This is a genomic window from Bowmanella denitrificans, assembly GCF_002887595.1.
In the GTDB taxonomy this organism is placed as follows: domain Bacteria; phylum Pseudomonadota; class Gammaproteobacteria; order Enterobacterales; family Alteromonadaceae; genus Bowmanella; species Bowmanella denitrificans.
Map to the genome: position 1 here is coordinate 170,212 of NZ_PEBU01000005.1, position 11,483 is coordinate 181,694.

Genomic DNA, 11,483 nt, shown 5'->3' on the forward strand with positions numbered 1-11,483 from the left:
TTGATCATTGATCCTTAAGTTCTTCTCGTAGTTCCATGAGTAGTTTGCCAAGAACATTCTTACCACTACCATCACCGCCACAGCCCCAATAGTAGTCAAACGGCGAACTTTCTATAAGCTCGTGGTTTTTCGTAGACAACAGAAGGTCCTTAGCTATTTTGTTGTGTGTAAATTTGCTTCTCAGGGCTGTCTTCATGACATTTACTTTAATATCTTCCCAATCACGCCTTATGGGGAATTCTCGGCTTCTACCCATATTCCTTGCATCTTTTGGGGTAAAAGCTAACCTAATCATTTCTTCGTGCGGTTGACCTTCAAACTTTTTTGCTTGGAAATAATGTTCGACTGTCGACCAATACTTTCCGTCAGCTTCGAACCCCAGCTTTGCAAAGTTTGACAATTCACCATATTTATCGGTGACAGTGTAAAAATAAATTATGTCTTCCAATGCCTATTACCAAACTCAATTAGGTCGTTTTCCTGACACTTTGACGGTTGATATGGTGAGCACAAAACTTTGATGAATTGTGATTTATCTTCCACGCTCATATCAACCCAGCTTTCAGTTTCTTGTATCCAGTTCTTAATACATCCATAGCCATGCCAATCTTCATTTAATTTGACTATCGATGCCCAGCTTTTGGCTTCATCGTGCTCACCATTTTCCGAAAGAGTTTGAATGATATTGGCAACAATCCTTTCTGATAAATCCGAAAGGATTCCACTGTACGGAATTGCAGAGTCTTCGTGTGACTCTTTGAATTTGGCCTCGATGATGGCCCGGTGAAGGGCTATTAACTCTGATTCTTTAGTAATATTCATAATATCCAACCTAGAACGGATTTTGTCCCGAGTAATTAATTTGTTTTATCTCAGAGCCAAGCTTCATTTTTCCTTGATGAACCCATTCGTATGGGTGGTTGGGAACTTGTTTTATGGAAACTCCCGGATTGGTTGAAAATGCAATGACGTAATTACCCTTGTTTGCATAGTCACCCCATCCACCAATAAACAACCTTTCGACAGCTTTAGCTGGTGCCATTTCAAATTTAGTGAGATACACAACCCCTTTCTTATTGGGGCGTATGGTATATCCATCATTCACGATGGCATTAAAGCCTTTTTCGTCGGTGTAGTGGAACCACAAATCTTGCTTTTGTTCATCTGCGGTGCGGAGTTTAGTAAGGTCTAATGTACCATCGCCCATCTTGGTTGGAGAGAGGGCCATTAAAATAATGTTCCCACCTTTACCTATTTTGACAAGCCATTTACCTGCCGTTTTAGCAATATCACTAGCTGTTGTCCCTGTGCCAGATTTTGTACCTGCTTCCGGGTTGGGTATCGCAAGGCCTCCTTGGGCATTTAAAACCCCTGCCCCTGCGGACATTGCATTTGCGACTGGCGTTTGATTCTCACTAGTACTACCCTTCTGAGCAACCGAAAGCTGATCGCCCAAGTCCATACTACTTTGCGAGCCTGAAGCGTTCATCCCCCCGGACCCATTGCCCAATTGCGGTTGGCTTTTTTCACTAATGGCGTTATTAAACTTCGTCGTTATATCGCTCATATTCGATTCATGAGCTTCTGCATAACCACCGAAGAAGGATGAGGTATTCTCACAAACAGAGTCTATTTTCGATGCTGAGCATCCTAAATAACCCGTAGGATCAGTCCCAGCCAAAGGATTATTCATAATATACGAGTAAGGGTTAATACTCTGGCTATTGCCGGGGCTTTGAATAATGGGGTCCACAGACAAAAAGCGTCCGACCTTGTAATCGTACACCCGGCCGTTCATATGAATCAGCTCAGCCTCATCCACATGTTCATGGTCGGTAAAGCCACGGCGGCTTGGGCCTTCTGCCAGTCGGGGCAGGCTTAGCTGGCTCCAGTCGCCACCTCTGGGTGTGCCAAAGGCATCAAAATGCCGGTAGGCGGTAACCTGGCCATTGTGATCGGTAAAGGTGGTGGCGCTGCCAAGGCGGTCGCGGTGAGTAAAGGCGATACTGGTATCGCTGCCAAAGGTCAGTATGGCAATATCGGCAATATAGGCTTTTTGCTGGCTGCCGGAGCTGCTGGTTTCCACCTCATAATGTTTATCAACATAGTAAGTGATGACTTCGCCGCTACCGGCACTTCTGACTTGTTTGACCCGGGCTAAATCTGCCCCATACACAAAGCTGACACTGCCATTGCGGCTGATTTGCGTAGGCTTGTTAAATACATTGTAGGTGACTTCCCTGATGCCATTCCTATGGGTCAGGTTACCCTTATTGTCGTAGCCGTAGGTTTCGCTACCGCCGACTTTCAGGTCCACCGATTCCAGCTTATTGCTGTTCTCCACATACTGATAGGCACTGTTGCCAGATGCAGAGTAATCTGATTTATGGCGGATATTGCCAACCGCATCATAACCATAACTCACGCTGAAATTCACGCCATTACCGCTGGTACTGGCGGTTACCAGTCTTTGCAACTCGTCGTAAGCAAAGGTTTCTGTGCTATTAAAGGTCGGCAGTAAGTTTTGCTGCTCCAGCAAATTGCCGTAACTGTCGTACTCAGCATAATTCAGACTATGCAACGCGGTGTTGCCATTTTTAACCACATTGAACAGCATTTGCCCGCTTATGGCGCTATAACCAATGCTGCTGGTCAGGGCTGCGTTTTCGTCACCGATTTGTGCAGTGGTAATGTTGCCGAAGGCATCTTGCGCCGTGACAGTACGATAACTGTAGTCAGTTGCAGCATTATATTCACGTGTCAGATAGCCATAGCTGTTGTACTCATACCCCAGTATCAGGCCGTTAGGGTAAATCAGTGCCTTGGGCTTGCCACTGTTTTGGTCATACTGAGTTTCGGTGGTATAGCTAGTACCATCCACAGTCAATGTGCTTTGATAAGGCAGGGCCGCATAATTATATTTATAGGTTTTGTTAACGCCGTTTTCGCTTTCACTGCACAGCATGCCGGTCTTACAAGTATCCCAGCCAAACAGAGCGGTTTTACCGTCGGCGATACGCGTGGTGACCCGACCCGCTTTGTCCATATCATAATAAATGGTTTTACTGTTGGCGTCGGTTTCAGTTTCAAGTTCGGCAAAGTCATTATAGACAAAACTGGTTTTGCCCTGGTTGGGATCATCCACCCATAGCTTACGGCCCAGCGCATCGTATTTGGCGGTAATCTGCACAGCGTTAGCATCCTGAATTAAAATCGGATTGCCACCGGCATCGTATAAATAGTCTGTGCTGCCCGCCTTGGCATCCACCGTATTTACCAACTGTTGCAGGCTGTTGTAACGTCTGGACATGCTCAGGTTATGGCCAATATCCGCGGTCGTACTAATGTTGGTGGTAAGCCCCTGGTAACTATATTGCGTGATTAGGTTGCCGTGGCTGCCTGGAGTTTGTTTGCCAACCAGACGCCCTAACACATCGTAACCAGAATAAGTGGTAGTGCCTTTATCTGTGCCGGTATAGGGAGTGGTTTCACTTGCTTTGAAGCCCCTGGCCGTAAAGCTGATATCCTGGCTTATCCAGTTGCCATCAAAGCCCTGTGTACGGGTTTTCACGGTGCGGCCCAGGCTGTCTTGGTACTGCTCGGTAGTGGGGTTACCCGCTTGCTGCACCACCACTTTCATAACTGCATGCCCTTGATTTTCAACCTGCTGATAACTCAGATATTGCGTTGGCTGACCTGTTACATCCAGAGTTTTAGGCCGGTTAAAGGCATCGTAACCAGTCGTAGTGGTCACCCCGTTTATCGCAACCTGCGTCAGGGGCAGGCCATTGGTCGGGTCAGTCGCTATATTGGTCGCCAGCACTTTATTGCCGCTCAGCTTCTGATTTTGCTGGCTGACAAAGTAGCCGTCTGCGGCCACGCTCTGGCCATCGTTGCTATAGTACAGCTCGGTAATACGGCTCTGTTCGGTCGCTGTGGCGCTGCTCCCTATCAACACATTGCCGGTTTGGGTAATGGTTTTGGGTAAACCGTAATCGTTGTACACATAGGTGCTGGTTAAGGTGCTAGTGTCACCGCTCACCTTAAGCACTTGCGGCTGGCGGAAGGTACTGTTCCAGGTCTCGACCTGGGTTTCAATCACTTGTGTTTCGTTCGTGCCGCTAGCGGCAGCCAGACCATTCAGGTGCTCGACCGATTTGGTCACCTTGCGGGATTCCCAGCGATTCGGCCAGCTACTGGTGGCCTGAGTATAATCGGTCTCGACCTTGGTGGTGTGCGACATGGTACTGTCTGAGACCAGTGTCACTTGTTCAGCCACATTACCGTATTGGTCAATACTATTAACCGACATCGTGGATATGGTAACCGCTGACGTACTGGTGGTGGTAGCGACTGAACCCGGCCGGGTACTTTGCACATCAAATTTGGTAACAGTGGCCTGCTGATTGTAGATATGCCAGCTATTGGTAAAAGCATAATTTGGGTTTTGTAGCCAATGATTGATTTGGGTCTGAATCGGGTTTTGCTCCCCGACCTGATACACAGACTGACTGGCCACCTGGCTGGTGAACGGGAATTTAATTAAAAAGTTGGTTTCGGTTTGCGTGCCATTGGCATCATCCACCTGAGTAATCTGGGTAAAGCCCCTGAATCCGCGCCCCCGGTGGTTGTATGTCGCCCCGCCATATTGGTAGCTTTGTTTATTGTTTGAGCCGACACCGTTGCTTTGTTGGAATTCCGCGACCACATACATACTGGAGGCAAAGTTAAAATGCCCTTCGTCAATAACGTCACTGACCTGCCGCTGATAAAACTCACCGTTGCCGCTGCTCAGTGGACGGTAGTGCCAACTGGCTTGATTGCCTGCACTGTCATTCGCCGCAACCATTAAGTCGATGGCACGATAATCCTGTTTACCGGGTTCGGCTTTATCGGTGGCACCGTAGTTACGGTTGATATACACACTGTTTTGTTGTGAAAGCAGATTGCTGCTGCCATTGAAGAAACAACCATCCCCAGCATATTGCACACAGCCATAGCTGAACACCATATCGCTCAGGCCTTTACCGAACGCATCGACGACCTTGGTATAATTCGCTGCCCCAACCAGGCCGGAATCCCCAATGGTGGCGCTAAAGGTGCCATTGGTGTTTTCCACAAACTTCATCACGTTGTAGCGGTATATGCTGCGATCCCATTCGGGGAACATAGCCTGCTCGGGCCCTGTTTGACTGGTTTGATAGTTACCGTAAAGCTCGTGACCACACTTGATCACATCAGTTTTGCGACCTTGAAGATGATCGAATACGCCGTAAATTTTGTGGCAACCTGCGACCAACACGTCTCCTGGTATCAGCAATTCAGAACGGCCATCGCCGTCTATATCTGCTATTTTTATTGCCTGCTCAAATTTGGCTGCTAATCCCCATTTGGCTTCTCCTGGTTTACTGGGCATAGGATAGTTACGTGTTTCCAGTACAGACGCTGCCCCTAAATCTATCGCCGCTGCAAAATTGCCATCCCCCTGGTTGAGCTTCAAGAATAGGTTGCCAGCACCGCCCATCCAGCCCAGCCAATCTTTTAAACCGTCGCCGTTTGCATCGACTAAGATGGCGTAGTCGCCCTCAATGCCTCCGTGCGTGAAGTTAATATTATGAGCAACTAGAGATACAGTTCCTTGCGTACTGACATGGGTAAGCAACAGACGATGAGGGACCGGTCTGGCTTGGTTAAGCCCTTGCCCATATTCAACCAAATCGGGTAAGCCATCGGCATTCATATCACCGACAAATTGTGCGTTTTGCGTCAGTCCAATGTTAATTAAATGCTGTCCTGACTGGTATGGCCGCGCTAAGTTCTGACTATGCAAATATAAAGTCAGGCTGGCTGCGTTAGGGCTGATTTTGCGTTTAACAATCAGATCTGGCCAACCATCACCATTATAGTCGTTGGCGTCAACCAAGGTGTCCCCAGGCGAAGCCAGCGACACATAGGGTTCAATGGTAATGTGCTGGTTATTGGTCGACCAGTCGACATAAATGCCACTCTGATTTTCCAGTACATAGCCAATCTTGAGCTGATCGTTTTCGATTTTCCATGTATCTGTACGCCCATCCAGATTAAAATCACCTTCTATACAGTAATCGCTGTAGTCAATGCTACTGCGCATACAGGTACTGATTGCAAAGTTTGAAGTACCCAGTAAGTCCCCTTCGGCATTAAGAAACTGGTGTTGCCCAATATATTGGCCGCTGTTGTCAACAGAGTAAGTCTTCCAGTCTCGCACCCCATCACCATTAACATCACCGCTGGCATCAATAGAACTTATCGACTCAACCACCTCATCACCAAAACGGTCCACATGGCTGGGATATATTTCTGTGCCGTCACTGCTGGTGAATAGCTCTAACTCGAACTTCGGTGCATCGTCCTGCCAATCAAACGTGGTACTGCGGCACTGCGTTTCTACACATTCAGACACGCTCTGCAATAGTGAACGACCTGAGGCTCGGGACACCTCATACCCTAACGTATAACTACGAACCAATGCATTGGCGTAGTAAGTTTTAACCGATTCTAAACGCTTAGTTTGACGGGTTTTGCCCCCGGCCAGGTAACTGGTGGAATATTTGCTACGATTCTCGTAATTAAACTCAACCTTACGATTACCTATAGTTGTACCTTGCCCGGTATAAAAAATGCTTTCCAGCAGGATTTCGCCAGCGCTCTGATCCTGGGAATAGACGTAGTGAATGGCATTTTGCCCACTGACATCATGCTCGCTACCAATTTGCCAGCTAAGGGCTGCCGGTGCTCCCTGGGGCGTCACTGCAGCATCGTATTTTTGCATTCGGCCATCGGCATAGGTAACAGTAAAATAGGTACCACTACTGTTAATAGCACCTTGTTGCTTGACCGTCAGAAACTGGTCCAGCTCAGTGGCATAAGTTGCACCGGAGCCACCATAAACACCGCTACGAAGGACTAAACGTTGCCCGTTTAAGCACAATCTGTCGGTGTTACCGTTATAGCTGACACCTGCCGAAAAGCCGTCCTGGGCCAGCGTGGCCGGACACCGCGAAATACTGCCACCGGCAGATAGATCCCAGCCAACGCCTGCCAGGCCATTCCCAGCTCGGCTACTGTATGAAAGGGCAACACTGGGTGCCATACCAGCACGGCCCGGCGGAATAGCAATGGGAATAGTATAACTGGCACTGCCACCAGATACCGCAGCCTTACCCGGCAGCGGCCCGAAATAGTTTGAGCTGCCAGGGCTGATATTGGGCAGTACCTGGTCGGCCACCTCACCGCCAAATGCCGCCCAGTTCAGAGTAGCGGGATCATCGTAATCAATGGTTAATGTTTGGCTATATTGTGCCACTTCATCGCACAGCGGTTGCGTTGGCCTGCTGGGGTCAACTAAACAACCAATCACCCGGTAGTCAAATTTGCCGGTCGACTTACTTAGAGTGTGGCTAAGCAATGAAGCGGGAGATATATGCGTCCAATTGCCACTGCTACCGTTCTGGCGTTCTTCCAAACGGTAATGCTCAGCACCATCTACCTGGTTCCACGACAAGGTGACTGAATGTTCACTGGCTTGGCTTAGAAAGCCAACAGTGCCCATCAAAGCAACCATTGTTTTAACTTTACCAGGAGTGCTCAGCCAATTAGCCAAGCCTGACATTGGATTTGAAAACTGCATTACTTGTTCCATTAACCATCGAATACTGCATTGCCCCGGCAAGTTACTTAGTTTCCTTTGCCCTTTGCCAGGCCGACTATTTTTTGGGTAGCGCACCTATAGTGGAAATATCGCCCATCCCCATAAGTTCGCGCGTTTATATCATATTCAAGCGTTACATCATAGGAGGTGTAGCGACATTACCGGCCCAAGACCTAACACTGACTTACAGATTCATTTCAATGACCGGAGGGAGGAAAAGAACAGCCTGAACAAAAATGGTCATAAAATTTTAATGTTGCTCAGAACAGAAATATCAGGTACCTCATTAGCATGCTTTATTAAATTCTAAAATCAGCCCTATCAGAAAGTAGCACCTTACAAGTTAGCGGAATCAACGCAGCTTGTTGCATTAACACAGGCAAAAGGGAAGCAACCTTCAGTTATCTTCCCTAAGCACCTTATCCCTTGCGTAAGTCTGCCACCATACCAGTGGCATAACACCGCCCGTCGGAGCCAAGTGCTTGTTTATCCACTACCACCCCCATTTGCAGGCCAGTAGTCAGGCTGGTCAGCGCCAGCGAATAGGCTCGTTGAACTTCCACTTCATCAATATGGTCATTTGAAAAATAAGCATACTTTTCTTCACAATCATCCAGGCTATTATTGGCGAAAGTCAGGACAAACCCTTCTCCCTTGAGTAACGCAATCCTCGAAACTTCTCCGGTATACCATGCAGGTGCGGCGATAGCGAAACGTGTCGAGAACGCACATAATATGACAATTAGAAAATACTTCACCACTTACTCCTCAAAGCATACTTTCCATTTATAAACAATAAATTAGATAACATCGTCGCAACAAGTTCTTCCTTGACTTGTTACTCTATATACACCGCACTAATTTTCAACCAACTTCCAGATGATGCACACCCACTGACGCTAACTCTAACTATGGATTGACTGGCTTTTGCAGCTAACAATGCCGCTTTTAGTTCTGGCGCATCCGCATCGGTTCCTGCATAGCCATTATAGGATTCACATTCCTTATTAGCTTCAGCATTAGGGAAACCACCTTGCAGTTTAATACCGACCTGACGCCATTCATCCACATAAAGGGTGGATATTATCCCTTCATCATTGCTTCCAGCCCATGTCATAAAAGGCACGAAAAACAATGCTATAACAGCTTTACGCAACATAATGCAGTTCCCTGTAAACAAAAAATGACTAAGAGGTTAAGATTATCGACATGAGTTAAATTTATCAGAGCATGGTAACGCCCAGCTCATCACAACATCAAGGAATCAGTGTTGTTGAAGCCTTAACCGCCCGGAATCGTTGTGACTTTCGGTCGCCACCCTGCTGTAGTTTGGGCAAGGCACATCCCAATTGCTGTTCTATTTGCTGCTTAAAGCGACTGTCGCCTAGCACCCAAGTCTTTTGCAGTGCCTCCCGGATTTGCTTTAGGGATCAAGGGGTCCCCCATTAATCACAGCTCAGCCATCAAAGGAAATTTAGATTAATTCCTCGTTGGAAATCCTGCAGGAGGATAGCTATCCGGTCTGCTGAATACGCAGACTGTAGTTTTAGCAAGCTATCGAGGAATTTATCATAGTGCAGAGTTTGAAGCTGCCTGACTGTATGGGCATAAGTGCCGGGCGCTGCAAGGATGCTGTTTAGATCATAACCCAACAGGAATGCGCCCTGTCTTTCCATATCGTACTCCAATGCCTCAGCGGGGATAAAATCTTCCAAGGTGTAGATAGTGTTCATTTATCTGTCCGGCCACCTCTATATTTCGGCCATCATTACTAGCCAGTAATTCGGCAACGGCCAGCAAGGCTTTTGTTTTGGGGGTGATTTCCAGTTCTTTTCCCCAAAATGCTGGCACAAGCCAGAGTCTACCTGTTTGACTGGGTTTGGCTTTAATCAAGGCAATTTTTTTCTGTAAGGGTTCAAAGGTAAATAATTGCAAATCATAAGGTTGCAGATAGTGAGTGAGTTCATCTGCGGCGACTTCACCTCCCCAGCAATCCCCATTACTTAGCGGGATCTGCTGCCAATTTGCTGAAACGTCGAGCCTGATGCCGCCTAATTTGGGGCGCAGAGCGGTGCGATAGTATTCCATCCACAGATGATAAAGTGCTTCCTTGTTGAGGATACGCCTCGTGTTATGCTGAGTTGCAACCACCTTTTCGGAGGCCAGATACTGAAAGCCTTTACTCACCATCCCAAGTGAAACATTGGCCAGTTTGGCCAGCTCCCGAAATGGCAGGTCTTTTGCGTTCTCCTGTGCCAGCAGAATGAACAGAAGTTTCATAAAGCCCACGCCAGGCTTACCTCTGTGACTACTTGTTGTTGAAATAGACCCGGAAAGTCGTTTGCCTTCAATCCAAAGATTGAGTCCGGGGACGGTCACTCTGGCATTACCCGCCTCGTCAATAAAGTTGAGTCCGTTCTTAGAGCAAAAATCAGCCAGGAATGGCGATAGTGTGTTGCAGATTAGTAAAGTATTGGGGCGAGCATAATTGAGCAATGGCAGCAGGCTCTCTTTGCGGTGAATACGTTTGACTTCAGCATCAAAATGAAAGGTCGTCTCAGCAGTACGAAGGGCCACTTCAACGTCATGGAAAGGACGAGCTTGATCATTCCCTTGCTCACCGAAGTGTTCAGCATGGAGATGGGGGGGCAGATTATCCAAAGCCAGCATAAGTAAGGTAGCTTCTTCGTTCAAAGTGTTGACCACGTTCATGATTCATGAACAAACATTACTCGTGAACATAATGTTTTGCAAGCAGAAAGCATAGTAAAACCAGATTGGCTCAGTCGAGACAATGTGGCATATTACAGATGCTTTACTGCTAAGTGCTTATGGATTAGCTGCTATTAAAAGTGGATTTTGGTCTGGCAATTCCCTACCTCAATAACCCGACTATATTCCGCCACTTCATCGCAAAGTGGAGTATCAGGTTGCTGCGGATTGACAACACAAGATGATCAAGGGATCAGTGTTGTTGAAGCCTTAACCGCCCGAAATCGCTGCGACTTTCGGTCACCACCGTGCTGTAGTTTGGGCAAGGCATATCCCAATTGCTGTTCTATTTGCTGCTTAAAGCGACTGTCGCCTAGCACCCAAGTCTTTTGCAGTGCCTCCCGGATTTGCTTAAGGGAATAATCCGGTATATGAGCTTTAAACAAGGCTTGGTAGGCGGCCTTTCGACTAGTAATGTCAGCGCCTAAGGCCAGATAGAGTGGATGTGCAGTCAGTAACTCAATCTGCTTATCCAATGCATTATGCTGATAGCTCGACCAGGGATATTCGGCAGGATGAGCCACCATGTTGGCCCGCACCGGATTAAGCTCTATATAGCGGCTGACTAACAACAAATAATGTTCACTATCAACCAGGGACGACTTACAACGCCCTTCCCATAATGTACCGCTGCGGCCATGGGTAATATTGATATAACGTACGTAGTAACGCCCTAGCGCTTGCATCATCTGGCTCACACCCGAGGGCGTTGTGGGTGTCACCAGCAAATGCACATGATTTGTCATCAGCACAAAAGCATGCACCGCCACCTTATAACGGCGGCTGTACTCTTTTAGCTTATCCAGATAAACCGCATAATCCTGGTCAATATAGAAACAAACTTGACGGTTGTTGCCCCGCTGCACCAAGTGCTGAGGAACACCCGCCAGATTGAGACGCGGGCGGCGAGCCATTGCTTTATATCCGAGTCCTTCGGTCTTCTGACCTTAGTCCCTTATACACTCTTCAGCAAATGACCATATGACTAAGGAATCGAGGAATCGAGGAATCGAGGAATCGA

8 protein-coding genes are annotated in these 11,483 nt (G+C 47.5%); all 8 read right to left on the minus strand.

Going from position 1 to position 11,483, the window contains the following annotated elements; all coding sequences use genetic code 11:
* Positions 1 to 4: 4 nt before the first annotated feature.
* Positions 5 to 448: a riboflavin biosynthesis intermediates N-glycosidase gene (locus tag CSR04_RS11370; protein ID WP_245921557.1), complete on the minus strand. Its 444-nt coding sequence runs from the start codon at positions 446 to 448 to the stop codon at positions 5 to 7.
* A complete protein-coding gene (locus CSR04_RS11375) occupies positions 436 to 822 on the minus strand; it encodes a hypothetical protein (protein ID WP_102796417.1) in 387 nt (128 codons plus the stop codon). Before CSR04_RS11375 ends, CSR04_RS11370 begins: the two co-directional genes overlap by 13 nt.
* 10 nt (positions 823 to 832) lie before the next feature.
* Positions 833 to 7,669 (minus strand): RHS repeat-associated core domain-containing protein, encoded by a 6,837-nt coding sequence (locus CSR04_RS11380; protein ID WP_172449331.1) that lies wholly within the window; start codon positions 7,667 to 7,669, stop codon positions 833 to 835.
* Positions 7,670 to 8,109: 440 nt separating this feature from the next.
* Positions 8,110 to 8,448 (minus strand): hypothetical protein, encoded by a 339-nt coding sequence (locus CSR04_RS11385; RefSeq protein WP_102796419.1) that lies wholly within the window; start codon positions 8,446 to 8,448, stop codon positions 8,110 to 8,112.
* An 80-nt stretch (positions 8,449 to 8,528) separates the two neighbouring features.
* Positions 8,529 to 8,849, minus strand: coding sequence for a hypothetical protein (locus tag CSR04_RS11390; protein ID WP_102796420.1), 321 nt, complete (start codon positions 8,847 to 8,849; stop codon positions 8,529 to 8,531).
* 304 nt (positions 8,850 to 9,153) lie between these two features.
* Positions 9,154 to 9,423, minus strand: a complete 270-nt coding sequence (locus tag CSR04_RS11395) for a hypothetical protein (RefSeq protein WP_146027162.1) — start codon at positions 9,421 to 9,423, stop codon at positions 9,154 to 9,156.
* The gene (locus tag CSR04_RS11400) at positions 9,383 to 10,384 is read right to left on the minus strand and encodes a type IV toxin-antitoxin system AbiEi family antitoxin (protein ID WP_102796546.1); all 1,002 of its coding nucleotides are present in this window, start codon (positions 10,382 to 10,384) and stop codon (positions 9,383 to 9,385) included. Before CSR04_RS11400 ends, CSR04_RS11395 begins: the two co-directional genes overlap by 41 nt.
* 263 nt (positions 10,385 to 10,647) lie before the next feature.
* Entirely contained in the window at positions 10,648 to 11,376 is a 729-nt protein-coding gene (locus CSR04_RS11405; RefSeq protein ID WP_102796422.1) for a transposase, read from the minus strand.
* Positions 11,377 to 11,483: the final 107 nt, after the last annotated feature.